18 protein-coding genes and 1 rRNA gene are annotated in these 19,073 nt (G+C 52.6%); 8 read left to right on the top strand and 11 right to left on the bottom strand.

The window, feature by feature from the left end; translation table 11 throughout:
- Window positions 1–13: 13 nt before the first annotated feature.
- The 6 genes from lepA to rseD all read right to left on the bottom strand — a co-directional run bounded on the left by lepA (window position 14) and on the right by rseD (window position 4,762).
- Window positions 14–1,813 carry a translation elongation factor 4 gene (gene lepA, locus ACHHZ6_RS12770; RefSeq protein WP_182272323.1) on the bottom strand — a complete coding sequence of 600 codons (1,800 nt, stop codon included), beginning with the start codon at window positions 1,811–1,813 and terminating at the stop codon, window positions 14–16.
- 185 nt (window positions 1,814–1,998) lie between these two features.
- Complete coding sequence (gene rseC / locus ACHHZ6_RS12765) at window positions 1,999–2,475, bottom strand: SoxR-reducing system protein RseC (protein WP_182272324.1); 477 nt, start codon at window positions 2,473–2,475, stop codon at window positions 1,999–2,001.
- A complete protein-coding gene (rseB, locus tag ACHHZ6_RS12760; protein WP_182272325.1) occupies window positions 2,472–3,425 on the bottom strand; it encodes a sigma-E factor regulatory protein RseB in 954 nt (317 codons plus the stop codon). The genes rseC and rseB overlap by 4 nt, the downstream gene beginning before the upstream one ends.
- Window positions 3,425–4,075 carry an anti-sigma-E factor RseA gene (gene rseA, locus ACHHZ6_RS12755; protein ID WP_014832926.1) on the bottom strand — a complete coding sequence of 217 codons (651 nt, stop codon included), beginning with the start codon at window positions 4,073–4,075 and terminating at the stop codon, window positions 3,425–3,427. Before rseA ends, rseB begins: the two co-directional genes overlap by 1 nt.
- A gap of 31 nt (window positions 4,076–4,106) precedes the next feature.
- Window positions 4,107–4,682: an RNA polymerase sigma factor RpoE gene (rpoE, locus tag ACHHZ6_RS12750; RefSeq protein ID WP_006176728.1), complete on the bottom strand. Its 576-nt coding sequence runs from the start codon at window positions 4,680–4,682 to the stop codon at window positions 4,107–4,109.
- The gene (rseD, locus tag ACHHZ6_RS12745; protein ID WP_223605340.1) at window positions 4,679–4,762 is read right to left on the bottom strand and encodes a rpoE leader peptide RseD; all 84 of its coding nucleotides are present in this window, start codon (window positions 4,760–4,762) and stop codon (window positions 4,679–4,681) included. The genes rpoE and rseD overlap by 4 nt, the downstream gene beginning before the upstream one ends.
- Before the next feature lie 346 nt (window positions 4,763–5,108).
- Between rseD and nadB the strand changes: the two genes are divergently transcribed.
- Window positions 5,109–6,728, top strand: a complete 1,620-nt coding sequence (gene nadB / locus ACHHZ6_RS12740; RefSeq protein ID WP_182272326.1) for an L-aspartate oxidase — start codon at window positions 5,109–5,111, stop codon at window positions 6,726–6,728.
- Here the strand turns inward: nadB and ACHHZ6_RS12735 are convergent.
- Window positions 6,713–7,450, bottom strand: coding sequence for a tRNA1(Val) (adenine(37)-N6)-methyltransferase (locus ACHHZ6_RS12735; protein ID WP_182272327.1), 738 nt, complete (start codon window positions 7,448–7,450; stop codon window positions 6,713–6,715). The two genes, nadB and ACHHZ6_RS12735, sit on opposite strands and share 16 nt — an antisense overlap.
- 132 nt (window positions 7,451–7,582) lie before the next feature.
- On the opposite strand from ACHHZ6_RS12735, the gene srmB reads away from it, so the two are divergent.
- On the top strand, window positions 7,583–8,911 hold the full coding sequence (srmB, locus tag ACHHZ6_RS12730; RefSeq protein ID WP_182272328.1) for an ATP-dependent RNA helicase SrmB: 1,329 nt from the start codon (window positions 7,583–7,585) through the stop codon (window positions 8,909–8,911).
- Between the two features lie 53 nt (window positions 8,912–8,964).
- Here srmB and grcA read toward each other — a convergent pair whose 3' ends face one another.
- Window positions 8,965–9,348 carry an autonomous glycyl radical cofactor GrcA gene (gene grcA / locus ACHHZ6_RS12725; RefSeq protein ID WP_182918797.1) on the bottom strand — a complete coding sequence of 128 codons (384 nt, stop codon included), beginning with the start codon at window positions 9,346–9,348 and terminating at the stop codon, window positions 8,965–8,967.
- Window positions 9,349–9,662: 314 nt separating this feature from the next.
- Here grcA and ung point away from each other — a divergent pair, with 314 nt between their 5' ends.
- Window positions 9,663–10,352 carry a uracil-DNA glycosylase gene (gene ung / locus ACHHZ6_RS12720; protein ID WP_182272330.1) on the top strand — a complete coding sequence of 230 codons (690 nt, stop codon included), beginning with the start codon at window positions 9,663–9,665 and terminating at the stop codon, window positions 10,350–10,352.
- Between the two features lie 47 nt (window positions 10,353–10,399).
- Here the strand turns inward: ung and ACHHZ6_RS12715 are convergent, their stop codons facing one another.
- Window positions 10,400–11,500 (bottom strand): tRNA/rRNA methyltransferase, encoded by a 1,101-nt coding sequence (locus ACHHZ6_RS12715; protein WP_182272331.1) that lies wholly within the window; start codon window positions 11,498–11,500, stop codon window positions 10,400–10,402.
- 204 nt (window positions 11,501–11,704) lie between these two features.
- Here ACHHZ6_RS12715 and trxC point away from each other — a divergent pair, with 204 nt between their 5' ends.
- From trxC to ACHHZ6_RS12690, 5 genes are all read left to right on the top strand, one after another.
- Entirely contained in the window at window positions 11,705–12,124 is a 420-nt protein-coding gene (trxC, locus tag ACHHZ6_RS12710) for a thioredoxin TrxC (protein ID WP_182272332.1), read from the top strand.
- A gap of 71 nt (window positions 12,125–12,195) precedes the next feature.
- Window positions 12,196–12,894, top strand: coding sequence for a tRNA-uridine aminocarboxypropyltransferase (gene tapT / locus ACHHZ6_RS12705; protein ID WP_182272333.1), 699 nt, complete (start codon window positions 12,196–12,198; stop codon window positions 12,892–12,894).
- A 35-nt stretch (window positions 12,895–12,929) separates the two neighbouring features.
- Window positions 12,930–15,593, top strand: coding sequence for a protein lysine acetyltransferase (gene pat / locus ACHHZ6_RS12700; RefSeq protein WP_395122291.1), 2,664 nt, complete (start codon window positions 12,930–12,932; stop codon window positions 15,591–15,593).
- A 110-nt stretch (window positions 15,594–15,703) separates the two neighbouring features.
- Entirely contained in the window at window positions 15,704–17,059 is a 1,356-nt protein-coding gene (gene pssA / locus ACHHZ6_RS12695) for a CDP-diacylglycerol--serine O-phosphatidyltransferase (RefSeq protein WP_182274559.1), read from the top strand.
- A gap of 45 nt (window positions 17,060–17,104) precedes the next feature.
- Window positions 17,105–17,428 carry a YfiM family lipoprotein gene (locus tag ACHHZ6_RS12690; RefSeq protein WP_182272335.1) on the top strand — a complete coding sequence of 108 codons (324 nt, stop codon included), beginning with the start codon at window positions 17,105–17,107 and terminating at the stop codon, window positions 17,426–17,428.
- On the opposite strand, the gene ACHHZ6_RS12685 is transcribed toward ACHHZ6_RS12690, so the two are convergent.
- Together ACHHZ6_RS12685 and rrf are read right to left on the bottom strand one after the other, a co-directional pair.
- Window positions 17,425–18,720, bottom strand: a complete 1,296-nt coding sequence (locus ACHHZ6_RS12685) for an MFS transporter (RefSeq protein ID WP_182272336.1) — start codon at window positions 18,718–18,720, stop codon at window positions 17,425–17,427. The two genes, ACHHZ6_RS12690 and ACHHZ6_RS12685, sit on opposite strands and share 4 nt — an antisense overlap.
- A gap of 231 nt (window positions 18,721–18,951) precedes the next feature.
- A 5S ribosomal RNA gene (rrf, locus tag ACHHZ6_RS12680) occupies window positions 18,952–19,067 on the bottom strand.
- Between the last annotated feature and the right edge of the window lie 6 nt (window positions 19,068–19,073).

Raw genomic sequence — 19,073 nt, 5'->3', positions numbered from 1 at the left:
CAACTCCTTAAAGTTATTTGCTGTCTTTACCAACATGAAGAATGGCAAGGAATGCTTCCTGCGGCAGTTCAACGTTACCGACCTGCTTCATACGCTTCTTACCTTCTTTCTGCTTCTGCAGCAGCTTTTTCTTACGGCTGACGTCACCGCCATAGCATTTAGCCAGAACGTTTTTACGCAGCTGTTTCACGGTAGAACGGGCGATAATATGGTTGCCAATAGCCGCCTGAATCGCGATGTCGAACTGCTGACGTGGGATCAGCTCTTTCATCTTCTCAACCAGCTCACGGCCACGGTACGGCGCGTTATCGTTGTGGGTGATCAGCGCCAGCGCATCAACACGCTCGCCGTTGATCAGCACGTCCACACGCACCATGTTAGAGGCCTGGAAGCGTTTGAAGTTGTAATCCAGTGACGCATAGCCACGAGAGGTCGACTTCAGACGGTCGAAGAAATCGAGTACTACTTCCGCCATCGGGATTTCGTAGGTCAGTGCCACCTGGTTACCGTGGTAAACCATGTTGGTCTGTACGCCACGTTTCTCAATACACAGCGTGATCACGTTGCCCAGGAATTCCTGCGGCAGCAGCATGTGACACTCTGCAATAGGCTCACGCAGCTCATGAATATTGTTCAGCGGCGGGAGTTTGGACGGGCTATCGACGTAGATAACCTCTTTCGACGTGGTCTCTACTTCATACACTACGGTGGGTGCGGTAGTGATCAGATCCAGATCGTATTCACGTTCCAGACGTTCCTGAATGATCTCCATGTGCAGCAGGCCGAGGAAGCCGCAGCGGAAGCCGAAGCCCAGCGCCGTTGAACTTTCTGGCTCGTAGAACAGGGAAGCATCGTTCAGGCTCAGTTTGCCAAGCGCGTCACGGAAGTTCTCATAATCGTCGGAGCTGACCGGGAACAGACCGGCATAGACCTGCGGCTTCACTTTTTTGAAGCCAGGCAGTGCTTTATCTGCCGGATTACGCGCCAGCGTCAGCGTATCGCCAACCGGTGCACCGAGGATGTCTTTAATTGCACACACCAGCCAACCCACCTCGCCGCATTTCAGCTCAGTACGGTCAACCTGTTTTGGCGTGAATATCCCCAGACGGTCTGCGTTATAGACCTGGCCGGTACTCATCACCTTGATTTTGTCGCCTTTACGCATGGTGCCGTTTTTAATACGTACCAGCGAGACAACGCCCAGGTAGTTATCGAACCAGGAGTCGATGATCAGCGCCTGCAGTGGCGCATCCGGGTCACCTTCTGGCGGTGGAATATCACGCACCAGACGTTCCAGCACGTCAGGAACACCCACGCCGGTTTTCGCCGAGCAGCGCACAGCATCGGTCGCATCAATACCGACAATATCTTCAATCTCTTCCGCTACGCGCTCTGGATCGGCTGCCGGCAGGTCAATTTTGTTGAGAACCGGTACAACCTCAAGATCCATTTCCATCGCGGTGTAGCAGTTTGCCAGGGTCTGAGCTTCTACGCCCTGCCCGGCATCCACCACCAGCAGCGCGCCTTCACAGGCCGCCAGCGAGCGTGAAACTTCATAGGAGAAGTCAACGTGGCCTGGGGTGTCGATAAAGTTCAGTTGATAGGTTTCACCATCAGCCGCCTTGTAATCGAGCGTAACGCTCTGCGCTTTAATGGTGATACCACGTTCGCGTTCCAGGTCCATGGAGTCCAGAACCTGGGCTTCCATTTCACGATCAGACAGGCCACCGCAAATCTGGATAATACGGTCAGACAGCGTCGACTTACCGTGGTCAATGTGAGCAATGATCGAAAAGTTACGTATGTTCTTCATATAGTTAAATAATTATGCCTTACGAATTCCTGGAGGCCGCTGTTCTTAGCCTGACGTTTTTCAGTGCGAAAACGCAGCATTCTACACTACATACCTGTAACCTGGAAATGCACTTAGAGCCAGGTATAGCGTGAAGAAACGTCGTTTTCATTTTTGAGATGTAAATAATGATAAAGCCCGGTGGATCACCGGGCCTCAGAAGAGAGCGTTTCGACACGAAGTTGGTCTGGAGCCAGCGCAACGCTAAGAATGACGGGTTGCCACTCTTCACGAGCGGCAAGCTTAGGGGAGAAACCTTTGGCAAGCCAAAATCCGCCAACGCCCCCCAACGCAGCACCGCACATAGCGGCTACATCGGTGCCAAACAGCATCTGGAAGATCCCCCCCATCACGAACAACCCCACCAGTGGGGAGAGGTAAACCAGCATGGCGGAACTGAGCAGACTACCTTCAGCAATACCCAGTTCCACTTTTTGCCCTGCCACCAGCGGCTGTTCGCTCGACACAGAGAGCGTGTGCGAAGTCTGCGGTCCAAGTTTATTCAGCACGCGACTTCCACAGCCGGCTCTGGACGCACAGCTATTGCATGAAGCTTTTACATCACAGCTCACCAGCGCAACGCCGTCCTGCCACGATACGACCGTGGCCCACTCTTTAATCATTGTCCGGCCCTGAATTTAATGCTGTCAGAAATGCGCTTCGCGGTTTGCGGCGGTAATTCGCCGACAATGGTGATTTCTGCATTATCGCGTACCGTCGTGCTAACCGTCCGACGCCCGGTACGGAGAATTTGTTCAGTGCTGTTTGCCGTTGCGCGGTTGATGTTCACCGAGAAGCTGAACAAACCATCGGAATAGAGGCGCGATTCAACCGGTGTTTCAATGGTCGGTAACTGGCGACGGCTGCTGGAGATTTCGCTAAACCCTTGTGGGATCCAGGATGGTACCCAGTTGAAATTAATGGAATCTCCCGCAGGCACGGACAAAAGCGGCGGTAAGCTGGCTTTCGCCAGATTCTGCATGCTGCTCCCCACCTGATTGTTAATGGTAAAGGAGATCACCCGGAACTGTTCCAGCGTTTCACCATCACGATCAAGCAGGTCAACGCGCATTGGCAGCTTCGTCTCGGCATCAATCCAGACGATATAGCTGTAGCGCGTACCGTCACGCGCGACAACGCGAATGACTTCACACAGTCTGTCCGCAATGCGCGTACGCCCTACCGAGATAAAATCGTAGTAAGGGGCAAGACGTTTAAAATCGGTGTAGATGAGTGATGGCAGAGAATCGACAATATAGTCGCCATTCAGCGTGAAAGGTTCCAGGCCTGGCTCGAAATAGCTGATTTCTTTGCCACGCTGGACAACTTCCCGGCGCGGGCCATCCATCTGTAAAAGCTGGGCGAGAGGCTGGTTATCAAGGCGGGCATGCCGATAGCGTAACGACTCGACACCCTGCTTATTGATGCTGATAAATGCCAACTCGTAATTGAGTGACTGGCTGGCCAGATTCATTTGCTGCAACAACGCCCCGGATGAAACATCAGCCGAGGCGTTGGCAGAGAAGAACAGGCTACCCGCCATCAGAGACATGGCGAACCAAAGTTGCTTCATTACTGCGATTGCGTTCCTAAAGTTTGGTTTCCTGGCACCTGCACAGCGGCCTGCTGGGTTTGTGCCTGCTCAAACTGAAGCTGTTCAGAGTGCAGACGACGCTGCAACTCGTAATCCTGCAACATCGCATTAATGCGACGGCGTTGCTCCTGAACCTGCTGTTGCTGACCACCACTGGCGGAGGCATCAGCCGGAACACCCAGGCTTACCGGGCTGGCTTTGCCCATCATCGGCAGTGTATTAAACACTGGCGCTTCTGGCTGCTGGTTAGTTTCAGACTGAGTATTATAGTGCTGGACGCCAACGATAACTGCAAGCGATACGCATGCAGCCACACCCATTTGGGTAAGTTGACTGGCCCACGGACGCACCTTTTGCCAGAACGGCATTTTCTGCCACTGGTGAGGCGCAGGCTGAGCTTCAGGGATCAGCGGTGTGGTTTGATGAACAGGCTCGTTCTCAATAGCCGCCATTACGCGGGCTGAGATATCGAAATGGAGAACCTCGCCAGTGTCACCGCGCAGTGTGTCACGGATGAGATGATAGCTCTCCCAGGTCTCTTGCATCTCGGGAGAATGGGACAGCTCGTTGAGCAGCTCACTATCCAGCGTTTCACCATCCATTAAAGCGGAAAGTTTTTCTTTCTGCATGCCTAATACCTTTTCCAGTATCCCGCTATCGTCAACGCCTGATAAGCGGTTGAACTTTATTATCAATAGCTTCTCGCGCACGGAATATTCGTGAACGTACCGTGCCGACCGGACAATCCATGATAGCGGCTATCTCTTCATAGCTCAGACCATCCAGCTCCCGCAACGTAATTGCCATGCGTAAATCTTCCGGGAGCGACTCGATCGTGCGAAAAACGATTTGTCTCAGTTCTTCTGACAACATTAAGTTCTCAGGGTTCGAAATTTCTTTCAATGCACCGCCACTTTCAAAGTTCTCGGCGTCGATGGCGTCCACATCACTTGACGGTGGACGACGGCCCTGAGCGACCAGATAATTCTTTGCTGTATTCACCGCAATACGGTACAGCCAGGTATAAAAAGCACTATCTCCCCGGAACGAATCCAGCGCACGATAGGCCTTAATAAAAGACTCTTGCACAACATCAGGCACATCACCTGACGGCACATAGCGGGAAACCAGGCTCGCCACTTTATGCTGGTAGCGCACTACCAGTAAGTTAAAGGCTTTCTGATCTCCCTTCTGGACCCGTTCAACCAGGACCTGGTCCGTTAACTGCTCGCTCATCCGAGGTAATGTCTCCCCAAACCTAAATTCCACGCGTTATCGAAACGCCACTCTAAAAATACCGCACTTTGAGCAAGCACCGAGTTAGAGTGTCTGTTCTTCAATAAGTTCCGTCACGCCTTTGTTTTTGTTCATCGCGCCGCAGACCATTCATTTTCTCTCATTATAAGTCTGTTCACGATACGTACCCACTTTCTGACAAGAAACATCAAATTTCCCGCCGAAAGAGTAACGCAACACGGGCTTTATTTCACCACAAAATCTGAAGCTAACGATCTGCTTCGCAAAATATTTTCGTTCTTTTACCTCTTTTTAATCCCCCTGCAACAAGTTTAGCCATTACAACAAAAATCAAAAAAAACGTGCGATATCTCGCATTCAGGTGCTATTCTGACCAAACAATGTTTAGTAAATTAAACAAACATAATGAACACAACACCCGAACTTCATTGCGATGTACTGATCATCGGCAGCGGTGCTGCCGGTCTCTCACTGGCGCTGCGTCTGGCCGAGCATCAGAGCGTTATCGTTCTGAGCAAAGGGCCAATGAGCGAAGGCTCCACTTTTTACGCCCAGGGCGGTATTGCTGCCGTGTTTGATGAAACAGACAGCATTGCGTCACACGTAGAAGATACGCTGATCGCCGGAGCCGGGATCGTGGACGAACATGCCGCCGAGTTTGTCGCCAGCAACGCCCGCCACTGCGTGCAGTGGCTTATCGACCAGGGGGTATTGTTCGATACCCAGGTTCAGCCAAACGGTGAAGAGAGCTATCACCTTACCCGTGAAGGTGGGCATAGCCACCGTCGTATCCTGCACGCTGCAGATGCCACAGGGAAAGAGGTTGAAACCACGCTGGTCAGTAAAGCGCTTAGCCATCCTAATATTCAGGTTCTGGAGCGGAGTAATGCCGTTGACCTGATCATTTCCGACAAGATTGGTCTGCCCGGCACGCGTCGTGTGGTGGGAGCCTGGGTCTGGAATCGCAATAAAGAGAAGGTCGAAACCTGTCAGGCAAAAGCCGTTGTGCTGGCCACTGGCGGGGCCTCCAAAGTGTATCAATACACCACCAACCCGGATATTGCCTCCGGTGACGGTATCGCAATGGCCTGGCGCGCCGGTTGCCGCGTGGCGAACCTGGAGTTCAACCAGTTCCACCCGACGGCACTCTTCCATCCGCAGGCTCGCAATTTCTTACTGACGGAAGCCCTGCGTGGCGAAGGGGCTTATCTGAAACGCCCGGATGGTTCCCGCTTTATGCCGGACTTTGACGCCCGGGGCGAACTTGCACCGCGTGATATCGTTGCCCGCGCTATCGACCACGAGATGAAACGTCTTGGCGTGGATTGTATGTATCTGGACATCAGCCATAAACCGGCCGAGTTCATCCGCCAGCACTTCCCGATGATTTACGAAAAACTGCTGGGTCTGGGTATTGATCTGACTCGCGATCCCGTTCCCATCGTTCCCGCAGCTCACTATACCTGTGGTGGTGTGATGGTTGACGATCACGGTCGTACCGACGTGGATGGTCTGTATGCCATTGGTGAGGTAAGCTACACCGGGCTGCATGGTGCAAACCGTATGGCATCAAACTCGCTGCTGGAATGTCTGGTTTATGGATGGTCTGCATCGGAAGATATTGCCAAACGCATTCCATATACCCGCCAGACTTCGCGTTTACCCGCCTGGGATGAAAGCCGTGTAGAGAACCCGGATGAGCTGGTCGTGATTCAGCATAACTGGCACGAGCTGAGGTTGTTTATGTGGGACTACGTTGGCATCGTACGCACCACTAAACGTCTTGAACGCGCATTACGCCGCATCACAATGCTACAGCAAGAAATTGATGAATATTACGCCAACTTCCGTGTATCCAATAATCTGCTGGAGCTGCGCAACCTGGTGCAGGTAGCCGAGCTGATTGTTCGCTGCGCGATGATGCGTAAAGAGAGCCGCGGCCTACACTATACCCTGGACTACCCCGACCAACTGGCGGGATCCGGTCCGTCGATTTTGTCCCCGCAGGTTCACATAAACAGATAAAACGCCTGGGTCAGAGCAGTGTAATCTTCGGAGTAACGCTGGTCTGGCCCACGGATCACCATCCTGTCGTTAAAGCACTCCCCTTCTTGTGGTGAAAGTGCCAGCAGCACGCGGTGAGGTAAGCGTCCTTCGGTGTCCGAAATATCGGTTCGTAAACGTAAGTTCCAGCCGATCTCCCGCGCAATCCCAATAAACGTGTTACCGGTATTTTCTGGCAGAACCACGCAGAAAAATCCCTCTTCGGAGATCAACTCTGCCGCACTGGTTAACAGCGCCTTATGATCGAGCGAACCGGTATAGCGCGCCTGCTCGCGTTCCGGCGAACCGCACTCGACACCTGGCTCATAGTATGGCGGGTTACTGACGATAAGATCGTAACGGGCTGTTTGTTCTGGTGCCCAGACCAGCACATCCGCGCACTCAACCTTAATCCGGGCGGCCCACGGCGATTCATCCGCATTTTCGCTCGCCTGCCCTGCGGCCTGTACATCCAGCTCAACGGCATCAATAGTAACGTGTTCTTCCGTGCGCTGCGCCAGCATTAAGGCCAACAGGCCGCTGCCGGTGCCGATATCCAGGATACGTTTAACACCTGCGACAGGTGCCCATGCTCCCAGTAAAATACCATCTGTGCCGACTTTCATCGCACAGCGATCGTGAGCCACAAAAAATTGTTTAAACGTAAAACCATCGCGGCGCAACTGCGCTTTGAGTTGAGACATGTCAGGGCAACCTTCTAAGTGAAACTGGAGTAGCATAGGGGAAAGCGAAGTGGTCGCAAAGCGATATCCATACAAACAGATGAAGATTACAGCCGTAACGTCTATAATCAGCGCCCCACACAGAGGTAGAACATGACTGTAACGACTTTTTCCGAACTTGAACTCGATGAAAGCCTGCTCAATGCTCTTGAGAGCAAAGGCTTTACACGCCCGACCGCCATTCAGGCAGCGGCCATTCCGCCTGCGCTTGAGGGCCGCGATGTGCTCGGTTCTGCGCCAACCGGCACGGGGAAAACAGCAGCCTACTTGCTGCCTGTCTTGCAGCATTTGCTCGATTTCCCTCGCAAAAAATCAGGCCCACCGCGCATTTTGATCCTGACGCCTACTCGTGAACTGGCAATGCAGGTTGCCGAACACGCGCGTGAACTGGCTGCGAATACCCATCTTGATATCGCCACCATTACCGGCGGTGTTGCGTATATGAACCACGCTGAAGTGTTCAGTGAGAACCAGGACATCGTCGTGGCGACGACTGGCCGTCTGCTGCAGTACATTAAAGAAGAGAACTTCGACTGCCGCGCGGTTGAAACGCTGATCCTCGACGAAGCCGACCGTATGCTGGACATGGGCTTTGCCCAGGATATCGAACACATCGCGGGTGAAACGCGCTGGCGTAACCAGACAATGCTGTTCTCTGCCACCCTGGAAGGGGAAGCGATTAAAGATTTCGCAGAGCGCCTGTTGGAAGATCCGGTGGAGGTATCTGCAACCCCTTCCACTCGTGAGCGCAAGAAGATCCACCAGTGGTACTACCGCGCGGATGATCTGGAACACAAAGTTGAGCTGCTCAAGCATTTGCTGAAGCAAGAAGACGCGACTCGCACCATCGTATTCGTGCGTAAGCGCGAGCGTGTGCACGAACTGGCTGAAATGCTACGTAATGCAGGGATCAACAACTGCTACCTTGAAGGCGAGATGGCGCAGGTTAAGCGTACCGAAGGCATCAAGCGTCTGACCGATGGTCGCGTAAACGTGCTGGTCGCCACCGACGTTGCTGCTCGCGGGATCGATATTCCGGATGTCAGCCATGTGATTAACTTCGATATGCCGCGCAGCGGTGACACCTATCTGCACCGCATTGGCCGTACCGGTCGTGCAGGCCGCAAAGGTATCGCTATTTCTCTGGTCGAAGCACATGATTTCCTGCTGCTGCAGAAAATTGGCCGCTATGTTGATGAGCCGCTGAAGGCCCGCGTTATCAGTGAGCTTCGTCCGACCACACGTGCCCCGAGCGAAAAAATGACGGGTAAACCGTCCAAGAAAGCGCTCGCCAAACGTGCTGAGAAGAAAGAGAAAGAAAAAGAGAAGCCGCGCGTTAAACAACGCCACCGCGATACCAAGAACATTGGTAAGCGCCGTAAGCCAAGTGCTGCTGCACCAGAGACGAAAACAGAAGAGTAAAAAAAAAGCCGGGAAATTCCCGGCTTTTTTATTTCGCCCCCGTGGCTGAAACCTTACAGGCTTTCAGTAAAGGTACGCGCGATAACATCGCGCTGCTGTTCCGGGGTCAGAGAGTTGAAACGTACCGCATAACCAGAAACACGGATAGTCAGCTGCGGATATTTTTCTGGGTGCTCAACGGCATCCATCAGGGTTTCGCGGCGCAGAACGTTAACGTTCAGGTGCTGACCACCTTCTACGCGCACTTCCGGTTTCACTTCCATTGGGATTTCACGGTATTCAATTTCGCCCAGTTTGCTGACTGGCACAATTTCATCTTCCGCAAAACCTGCTTTTGCTACTACACAGCGTGCTTCACCTTTCTCGCTGTCCAGCAGCCAGAAAGAGTTGAGCAGATCGTCGTTTGCAGCTTTAGTAATCTGGATACCTGTAATCATGTGATGCCTCCCTTAGGCTACAGTAACGGGTGTCGGCCTCTCGCGGCCAATTGGTAAAACCATTGTTGCTTGTGTGTATATATATCATTCAGGCATGGGTGATTTATTGATTTAAATCAACAAAAACACCAACCACATAAAGAGTGTGGTTTGAATTTATTGCTTCAGATCAATTTAGACACTTTACCAATTCAACTTATTTTGTATATTTTCAAAATGAATTTAGTCACTTAGACGCATTTTCAGCGTGGAATTTTGCGCACCGGGTTTTAACGGGTAAGCTAAGCGCAGATTGAGATTCGCAGGAGAGCGAGATGACAACACCTTTAACATGGCACGACGTGCTGGCAGCAGAGAAACAGCAGCCCTATTTTATCAATACCCTCAGTACCGTTGCCGCTGAACGGCAATCTGGCCAGACAATTTACCCGCCACAAAAAGATGTTTTTAACGCCTTTCGCTATACCGAACTGAGTGATGTGAAGGTGGTTATCCTCGGACAGGATCCTTATCACGGGCCGGGACAAGCGCATGGTCTGGCGTTTTCCGTACGTCCGGGCATTGCCATTCCGCCTTCACTTCTGAATATGTATAAAGAGCTTGAAGGCACCCTGCCCGGGTTTACCCGGCCAAATCATGGTTATCTGGAAAGCTGGGCGCACCAGGGTGTGCTGTTATTGAACACCGTATTAACCGTCCGTGCAGGTCAGGCCCATTCCCACGCCAGTCTGGGCTGGGAAACCTTTACCGATAAAGTCATCAGCCTGATCAATGAACATCGTGAAGGGGTAGTATTTTTACTCTGGGGTTCTCACGCGCAGAAAAAAGGGGCGATTATCGACCGACAGCGTCACCATGTGCTGAAAGCACCACACCCATCACCGCTGTCAGCGCATCGCGGTTTCTTTGGCAGTAATCACTTTGTACTGGCGAATGAATGGCTGGAAAAACGTGGCGAAACGCCGATTGACTGGATGCCTGTGCTACCGGCTGAAAGCGAGTAATTTGTTTTGTATGCCCGGAGAGCCGGGCATACAAAAAGCACAAATGCTTATGCTTTATTCTGACGCCACCATTCAGCCAGCAGTACGCCAGTTGCCACGGAAACGTTCAGACTTTCCACATTGCCAGTTCCGTCGATAGAGACGCTCAGGTCCGCACTGGACAGCGCAGCATCAGACAGACCATCGCGCTCCTGACCTAACACCAGCACCATTTTACGCGGCAGCGTTGCTTTAAACAGCGGCGTACCGGCATGGCTGGAAGTGGTTACGATGGAGTAACCCGCTTTACGGAACTGCTCAATGGCATCCAGTACGCTGTCACCGGTGATCGGTTGTACGTGCTCAGCACCACCTTCGGCAGTACGGATCGCCGCACCAGATTCCAGCAGTGCAGCATCCTGTAGCAGTACACCTTTCACGCCAAAGTGTGCACAGCTACGCATCATCGCGCCCAGGTTATGCGGGTTGCCCACATCTTCCAGCGCCAGTACGCAGTCATCGGCATCCGCCTGGCTGACCCACTGCTGAACGGTGGTACCGTTACGTTTTTTGATCAGGAAGCACACGCCACCGTGGTGTTCAGTGCCGGACGCTTTGGTCAGTTCGGCATCGTCAACCACATGGTAGGCTTTACGGTTGGCCGCCATCCAGCGCAGCGCTTCTTTAAAGCGCGGGGTTACGCTCTGGATAAACCAGGCACGGACGATGCATTCAGGACGGCTCTGGAACAGGGCCTGACAGGCGTTTTCGCCGTACACACGGGTCTCTTCCGCACGCTGACGACGCAGCACTTCCGGGTCGATAAAGCTCTTACCGCTGATACCGCCGTGATCGGCTTTTTCTGGCGTTTCATCGCCAGGGGCGCGAGAAACGGTACGCCACGGGGATGAGTTATCACGTGAGAAGTCATCACGTGGACGGTCATCGCGTTTGCGATCGTCACGCTTACGGTCATCACGTTTGCGGTCATCACCGCGGTTATTTCTGTCATCGCGGGCGGGGCGACGGCCACCGTCTGCACGAGAAGACGCCGGACGCCCGCCACCTTTTCCGGTACGCGGATTTTGGGTGCGTTTATCAGAGTCATCATCACTGCGGACATACATCACTTTGACCTTGCCGCTTTTGTTTTTCATTTCGTCGTTCATGCTTTTCTCCACCAGCGCTGCGCGAAGCGCGCAGATTACCCGATGTGTCAGCGCATAGCCATAATTTCGTACAAAAGCCTGCGACTATTGTTCTCATTGAATAAAACGCATTGTCGTTTCACACGGGCTCATTGATAATATGTAACATATTAGAAACATTATCGGCGTTCTGCCGCTGTCCCACGGCTCTATCAGAGGTTAGTTATGAATACCGTATGTGCCAACTGTCAGGCTCTTAATCGCATTCCGGACGATCGGATTGATGATGGTGCGAAATGCGGGCGTTGTGGCCATGAATTGTTTGATGGTGATGTCATTAACGCTACGGGTGCTACGCTGGACAAACTCCTCAAGGACGATCTTCCTGTGGTTATCGATTTCTGGGCTCCGTGGTGTGGCCCATGTCGTAGCTTTGCGCCCATCTTTGAAGATGTCGCCGAAGAGCGTAGCGGAAAGATGCGTTTCGTTAAAGTGAACACCGAGGCGGAACGCGAGCTCAGCGCGCGTTTTGGCATTCGCAGCATCCCGACCATTATGATTTTCAAGAATGGTGAAGTCATCGATATGCTTAACGGTGCAGTACCGAAGGCCCCTTTTGAAAGCTGGTTAAACGAATCGCTGTAACATTCGCGGGGCACATCTTGTGCCCCGTTCCTGCCTCTGCGAAAATGGGGTTTTCCCCCTGTATTTCGCTCATGACTGATAACGCTGTCCTTCAACTACGTGCCGAACGCCTTGCGCGCGCCACTCGCCCTTTCCTTGCCCGTGGCAACCGTATTCGCCGCTGCCAGCGCTGCCTGCTGCCGCTTAAAGTTTGTTTATGCGAGACGTTGGCCCCGAGCTCGGCGGAGAGCCGTTTTTGTCTGGTCATGTTCGATACCGAACCGATGAAACCCAGCAATACGGGTCGTCTTATCGCCGATATTCTGCCAGATACCGCCGCATTTCAGTGGTCACGCACGGAGCCGCCTCAGGCGCTGCTCGATTTGGTCGCCAGCCCGGACTATCAGCCGATGGTTGTTTTTCCGGCCTCCTATGCCGGAGAACAGCGTCAGGTGCTTTCCACTCCGCCATCAGGTAAACCCCCGCTGTTTATTATGCTGGACGGCACCTGGACCGAAGCACGCAAAATGTTCCGTAAAAGCCCGTATCTTGATGCGCTACCAGTGATCTCAGTGGATCTGTCTCGGGTCTCGACCTATCGCTTACGTGAAGCCCATGCTGACGGTCAATATTGCACGGCTGAAGTGGCGATTGCGCTTCTGGATCTGGCTGGGGACACCACCGCAGCCAGCGCACTGGGCAACCATTTCTCCTGTTTCCGTGAGCGCTATCTGGCGGGAAAAACCGTTCATAAGGGCAGCATCACAGCAACGGAGACGGAAAACGTTTAAAATCATCAGGCCGCTTGCATTCACAGGAGAGTTGCATGAGCCAGCGAGGGTTAGAAGCGCTATTACGTCCTAAATCCATTGCCGTTATTGGTGCATCAATGAAACCAGACCGCGCAGGTTATCTGATGATGCGCAACCTGCTGGCGGGTGGATTTAATGGCCCCGTCATGCCCGTTACGCCCACGTATAAAGCCGTTCAGGGTGTACTGGCATGGCCAGATGTACAAAGCCTGCCTTTTGTACCCGACCTTGCCGTTCTGTGTACGCACGCGAAACGTAATCCGGAGCTGCTGGAATCGCTTGGCAAGAAAGGATGTAAAACCTGTATTATCCTTTCGTCTCCTCCTGAACAACAACCTGAGCTGTTGGCATGTGCCAGCCGCTACCAGATGCGCATTCTTGGCCCCAACAGTCTGGGTCTGCTCGCGCCCTGGCAGGGACTGAATGCCAGTTTCTCCCCGGTACCCATCAGCAAAGGTAAACTCGCCTTTATTTCCCAGTCGGCCGCCGTATCAAACACGATCCTCGACTGGGCACAACAGAGGGAGATGGGGTTTTCCTATTTCATCGCACTGGGTGACAGCCTGGATATCGATGTCGATGAACTGCTGGATTTTCTGGCACGTGATAGCAAGACCAGCGCCATTCTTCTCTATCTTGAGCACCTCAGTGATACCCGCCGTTTTGTGTCTGCATCACGTAGCGCGTCCCGCAATAAGCCAATCCTGGTTATCAAAAGCGGCCGTAGCCCGGCCGCCCAACGGCTTCTGCACTCACATTCAGGCATGGATCCTGCGTGGGATGCCGCCATTCAGCGTGCAGGTTTGCTGCGTGTTCAGGATACGCATGAGCTTTTTTCCGCAGTTGAAACGCTGAGCCATATGCGCCCGTTACGCGGCGAAAAACTCATGATAGTCAGCAATGGTGCAGCCCCGGCAGCACTGGCCCTGGATGAGCTATGGCTGCGCAATGGCAAGCTGGCAACACTGGGGGAAGAGACGCTGCAGCGCCTGAGTGAGGCTTTACCGGCAAGCGTTTCGCCCGGCAACCCACTCGATTTGCGAGATGATGCCAGCAGCGAACGCTATATCAAGGCCATATCCATTTTACTGGATAGCCAGGACTTTGATGCGCTGATGATTATCCATTCACCCAGCGCAGTAGCACCAGGCAGTGAAAGTGCGCGTGCGCTGATTGAGGCAGTACGGAACCATCCTCGCGGTAAATACGTCACCCTGTTGACCAACTGGTGCGGCGAATTTTCCTCTCAGGAGGCACGACGTCTGTTCAGTGAAGCCGGGCTACCAACATATCGCACGCCGGAAGGCACCATTACCGCATTTATGCATATGGTGGAGTACCGCCGGAACCAGAAGCAACTGCGTGAAACGCCTGCATTACCCGGTAACCTGATGGCGAATTCCGTCGATGTCCACAGGCTGTTACAGCAGGCTATCGAAGAAGGCGCTACGTCGCTTGATACTCACGAGGTGCAACCTATTCTTGGCAGCTATGGGATGCAAACGCTGCCAACGTGGATTGCCAGCGACAGTGCCGAAGCGGTTCATATTGCCGAGCAGATTGGCTACCCGGTCGCCCTGAAGCTCCGCTCGCCCGATATCCCGCATAAGTCGGATATTCAGGGGGTGATGTTGTACCTGCGCACGGCGGCGGAAGTGCAGCAGGCGGCAGAGGCCATTATCGATCGCGCTAAGATGGCCTGGCCACAGGCGAGGATCCACGGGCTACTGGTGCAGAGCATGGCCAACCGTGCGGGTGCTCAGGAGCTGCGGGTGGTGGTTGAGCACGATCCCGTATTTGGTCCGCTCATCATGCTGGGAGAAGGCGGCGTTGACTGGCGTCCAGAGGAACAGGCGGTGGTCGCTTTACCGCCGCTCAATATGAACCTGGCGCGATACCTGGTTATTCAGGCGATAAAAAGCAAGAAAATCCGTGGCCGAAGTGCCCTGCGTCCACTCGATATTGCCGGGTTAAGCCAGTTTCTGGTACAGGTTTCTAACCTGATTGTCGATTGCGCAGAGATCCAACGGCTGGACATTCATCCGCTGCTCGCCTCCGGCAATGAGTTTACGGCGCTGGACGTCACGCTGGATATTGCGCCTTTCGAAGGAGACAGAGAAAGTCGTCTCGCGATCCGTCCGTATCCTTTGCAACTTGAAGAGTGGGTAGAGATGAAAAACGGAGAGCGTGCGCTCTTTCGTCCCATCCTGCCGGAAGACGAACCGCAATTGCGGGTGTTTATCTCTCAGGTCACCAAAGAGGATCTTTACTATCGCTACTTTAGCGAAATCAATGAATTTACCCATGACGATTTAGCCAATATGACCCAGATCGACTACGATCGAGAAATGGCGTTTGTGGCCGTTCGTCGTACCGATCAGGGAGATGAGATCCTCGGCGTGACGCGCGCTATTTCCGACCCGGATAATGTCGATGCGGAATTTGCCGTGCTGGTACGTTCTGATTTAAAAGGTCTGGGTCTGGGACGGCGGCTGCTGGAAAAACTCATCAGTTATACGCGCGATCACGGATTGTTACGCCTGAATGGCATTACTATGCCTAACAATCGCGGTATGGTGACCCTGGCGCGAAAACTTGGATTTGACGTTGATATTCAACTGGACGAAGGGATTGTTGCCCTGTCGCTCAGGCTGACATCAGCGGACAAACAAGAGTAAGCTACTGGAAATGTTAACCACTTTGGACGGTACTGGTGGTATCATTGTCTGCTTATGTTGTTTGCATGGTACAGACAACCCTTCAATGAACAGAGAAGAAACGCACTGTGATGTTGTCAAAATTTAAGCGTAATAAACATCAACAACACCTTGCTCAACTACCGAAGATTTCTCAGTCAGTTGATGATGTAGAGTTCTTTTACGCTCCCGCTCATTTTCGGGAGATGCTTCTGGAAAAGATAGCCAGTGCGACGCGACGTATCTGCGTTGTCGCGCTGTATCTTGAACAAGATGAAGGTGGGCGCGGGATCCTGAATGCGCTCTATGAGGCCAAACGTCAGCGTCCGGAACTGGATGTACGCGTTCTGGTTGACTGGCACCGCGCGCAGCGTGGCCGTATTGGCGCTGTCGCTTCAAATACAAATGCTGACTGGTATTGCCGTACGGCTCAGGAGAACCCTGGCGTCGATGTTCCGGTCTATGGCGTCCCCGTGAATACCCGTGAGGCGCTCGGCGTACTGCATTTCAAAGGATTTATCATCGATGATAGCGTCCTCTATAGCGGCGCGAGCCTGAATGATGTTTACCTCCATCAGCTCGATAAATACCGTTATGACCGTTATCATCTGATCCGCAATCCGCAAATGGCCGATATCATGTTTAACTGGGTTGATAAAAACCTGGTTCATGGTCGCGGCGTAAATCGTCTTGATGATCCCCATCGCCCCAAGAGCCCGGAAATCAAAAACGATGTTCGCTCGTTCCGACAGGAGCTTCGTGACGCGGTTTATTACTTCCAGGGTGATGCAAATAACGAAGAGTTATCCGTTACGCCACTGGTGGGGTTAGGTAAATCGAGCCTGCTGAACAAAACGATCTTCCATTTAATGCCGTGCGCTGAGCAAAAACTCACCATCTGCACGCCATACTTTAACCTTCCAGCCGTTCTGGTACGCAACATCATTCAGCTGCTGCGTGATGGTAAGAAGGTAGAGATCATCGTCGGTGATAAAACGGCAAATGACTTCTTTATCCCGGAAGATCAACCGTTCAAAATCATCGGTGCACTGCCCTATCTCTATGAGATTAACCTTCGTCGTTTCCTGAGTCGTTTACAGTATTATGTGAACACCGACCAGTTGGTTGTTCGTTTGTGGAAAGATGATGACAACACCTATCATCTCAAAGGAATGTGGGTCGATGATGAATGGATGTTATTGACCGGGAATAACCTGAACCCTCGCGCCTGGCGTCTGGATCTGGAAAATGCCATTCTTATCCACGATCCAAAACATGAATTAGCCGCTAAGCGTGAACGTGAGCTGGAACTTATTCGCACTCATACGACTACGGTTCGTCATTACCGCGATCTACAGAGCATCGCCGATTATCCGGTGAAAGTCCGTAAACTGATTCGTCGTTTACGGCGGATCCGTATCGACCGCCTTATCAGCCGTATTCTGTAATGCTCAGGCCCTGTCATCGACAGGGCTTTTTTATGGAGCCTGTTAATGCGAACCACTCTCCTGCTAGCCACCTTTTATCTGACCGGATGCAGCCATATGGCTAACGATAGCTGGTCTGGTCAGGATAAAGCGCAACACTTTATCGCTTCTGCTATGTTGTCCGCTGCAGGTAATGAGTACGCGCAACACCAGGGTTATAGCCGGGATCGTAGCGCAGCCATCGGCCTGATGTTCTCAATCAGCCTGGGGGCGTCTAAAGAAATTTGGGATAGCCGCCCTGCAGGGAGCGGCTGGAGCTGGAAAGATTTTGCCTGGGATGTCGCCGGCGCAACCACCGGCTATACCGTGTGGCAGATGGCACATTACTAAAGGCGGATACCTTTACCCTTGCGATGAAGCATCAGGGATACAATGAAAGCCAACGCCCCCATCGCCGTAACGTACCAGAAGAATGTCGTTTCGCTTCCCCATGATTTAAGCGACAGAGCAACATACTCAGCCGACCCGCCAAACAGTGCGTTCGCCACTGCATAAGAAAGCCCTACACCCAGAGCACGAACCTGTGCCGGGAACATCTCCGCTTTCAGTATCCCGCTGATTGAGGTGTAGAAACTGACAATCATCATTGCCAGCATGACCAGGGCAAATGCTGCATACGGTGAGGAGACATGCTGAAGCGCAGACAAAATAGGTACGGTACATAAGGTGGACAGTCCACCAAAAATTAGCATCGACGTGCGACGGCCTATTTTATCGGAAAGTGCGCCGATAATTGGCTGTATGAGCATAAAGACAAACAGCGCAGCAGTCATCACTACGCTTGCGACGTTAGCGTGCATTCCCGTGGTGTTCACCAGATACTTTTGCATATAGGTGGTGAAAGTGTAAAAACTGAGCGAGCCTCCAGCGGTGAAACCGAGAACCAGCAGGAACGCTTTGCGGTTACGCCATAGCCCTTTGAGCGATCCAGCTTCCTTCAGCGTCCTGACCTCTTTTTGCGAGGTTTCATCTAACTGGCGACGCAGCCAAAGCGCAACAACCGCCAGCACCGCCCCCATTGCGAAAGGAATTCGCCATCCCCATTCATGAAGCTGGCTGTCGGTCAGGATTTGCTGGAGGATCACCACAACAAGGATGGCCAGAAGTTGTCCACCGATGAGCGTGACGTACTGGAAAGAGGCGTAAAAACCTTTACGACCTTCGATTGCAATTTCACTCATGTAAGTAGCACTGGTCCCATATTCTCCCCCAACGGACAGTCCCTGGAATAAACGAGCCAGTAACAGCAATGCTGGAGCCCACGTACCAATGGCATCATAACCGGGCAAACAGGCTATCACCAGCGATCCCAGACACATCATACAGACCGAGATCAGCATCGATGTTTTACGTCCACGACGATCGGCAATACGACCGAATAACCAGCCGCCAATTGGGCGCATTAAGAACCCTGCGGCAAAAACTCCAGCGGTCTGAAGTAGCTGAGTCGTTGTGTTCCCGGACGGGAAGAAAATGTGGGCGAAGTAGAGTGAACAAAATGAGTAGACGTAGAAGTCGAACCATTCAACCAGGTTCCCGGATGAAGCGCTAATAATAGCCCATACCCTTCGTCGGGTATCACTGTTAACCAGCGTCCCGCGCGATGTAATGCTTTCTGACATTGTGATTATACTCCTGCCATAAACAGTGGCGTACTGAGACCCGTATTGACTCGATTGTTTCGTAAATGAAATGTTATTATTTTGTTATAAACAACAACGAGACGATGATCACATATTTTATTAGCAGGATAATGGATTAGGAGAAAGGTGAGAAAGCTTCAGGGAGGGGGATCGCGAAAATCCAGAGCAAAAAACCCCGCACCTTCCGGTACGGGGTTCTTCTTAATTGATGCCTGGCAGTTCCCTACTCTCACATGGGGAGACCCCACACTACCATCGGCGCTACGGCGTTTCACTTCTGAGTTCGGCATGGGGTCAGGTGGGACCACCGCGCTAAAGCCGCCAGGCAAATT

Source organism: Enterobacter cloacae complex sp. 2024EL-00214 (assembly GCF_043945575.1).
Classification (GTDB): Bacteria; Pseudomonadota; Gammaproteobacteria; order Enterobacterales; family Enterobacteriaceae; genus Enterobacter; species Enterobacter cloacae_P.
The sequence above is the reverse complement of the archived record's forward strand: the minus strand, read 5'-3'. Positions and strand labels throughout refer to the sequence as shown.

What these genes read in the sequence shown, in the direction of transcription:
- lepA (WP_182272323.1), bottom strand. Translation starts at nt 1,813, where the DNA reads ATGAAGAACATACGTAACTTTTCGATCATTGCTCACATTGACCACGGT.
- ACHHZ6_RS12735 (WP_182272327.1), bottom strand. Translation starts at nt 7,450, where the DNA reads ATGTCTCAACTCAAAGCGCAGTTGCGCCGCGATGGTTTTACGTTTAAA.
- ung (WP_182272330.1), top strand. Translation starts at nt 9,663, where the DNA reads ATGACAACACCTTTAACATGGCACGACGTGCTGGCAGCAGAGAAACAG.
- rseC (WP_182272324.1), bottom strand. Translation starts at nt 2,475, where the DNA reads ATGATTAAAGAGTGGGCCACGGTCGTATCGTGGCAGGACGGCGTTGCG.
- pssA (WP_182274559.1), top strand. Translation starts at nt 15,704, where the DNA reads ATGTTGTCAAAATTTAAGCGTAATAAACATCAACAACACCTTGCTCAA.
- rpoE (WP_006176728.1), bottom strand. Translation starts at nt 4,682, where the DNA reads ATGAGCGAGCAGTTAACGGACCAGGTCCTGGTTGAACGGGTCCAGAAG.
- ACHHZ6_RS12685 (WP_182272336.1), bottom strand. Translation starts at nt 18,720, where the DNA reads ATGTCAGAAAGCATTACATCGCGCGGGACGCTGGTTAACAGTGATACC.
- tapT (WP_182272333.1), top strand. Translation starts at nt 12,196, where the DNA reads ATGACTGATAACGCTGTCCTTCAACTACGTGCCGAACGCCTTGCGCGC.
- trxC (WP_182272332.1), top strand. Translation starts at nt 11,705, where the DNA reads ATGAATACCGTATGTGCCAACTGTCAGGCTCTTAATCGCATTCCGGAC.
- rseB (WP_182272325.1), bottom strand. Translation starts at nt 3,425, where the DNA reads ATGAAGCAACTTTGGTTCGCCATGTCTCTGATGGCGGGTAGCCTGTTC.
- ACHHZ6_RS12690 (WP_182272335.1), top strand. Translation starts at nt 17,105, where the DNA reads ATGCGAACCACTCTCCTGCTAGCCACCTTTTATCTGACCGGATGCAGC.
- srmB (WP_182272328.1), top strand. Translation starts at nt 7,583, where the DNA reads ATGACTGTAACGACTTTTTCCGAACTTGAACTCGATGAAAGCCTGCTC.
- nadB (WP_182272326.1), top strand. Translation starts at nt 5,109, where the DNA reads ATGAACACAACACCCGAACTTCATTGCGATGTACTGATCATCGGCAGC.
- grcA (WP_182918797.1), bottom strand. Translation starts at nt 9,348, where the DNA reads ATGATTACAGGTATCCAGATTACTAAAGCTGCAAACGACGATCTGCTC.
- ACHHZ6_RS12715 (WP_182272331.1), bottom strand. Translation starts at nt 11,500, where the DNA reads ATGAACGACGAAATGAAAAACAAAAGCGGCAAGGTCAAAGTGATGTAT.
- rseA (WP_014832926.1), bottom strand. Translation starts at nt 4,075, where the DNA reads ATGCAGAAAGAAAAACTTTCCGCTTTAATGGATGGTGAAACGCTGGAT.
- pat (WP_395122291.1), top strand. Translation starts at nt 12,930, where the DNA reads ATGAGCCAGCGAGGGTTAGAAGCGCTATTACGTCCTAAATCCATTGCC.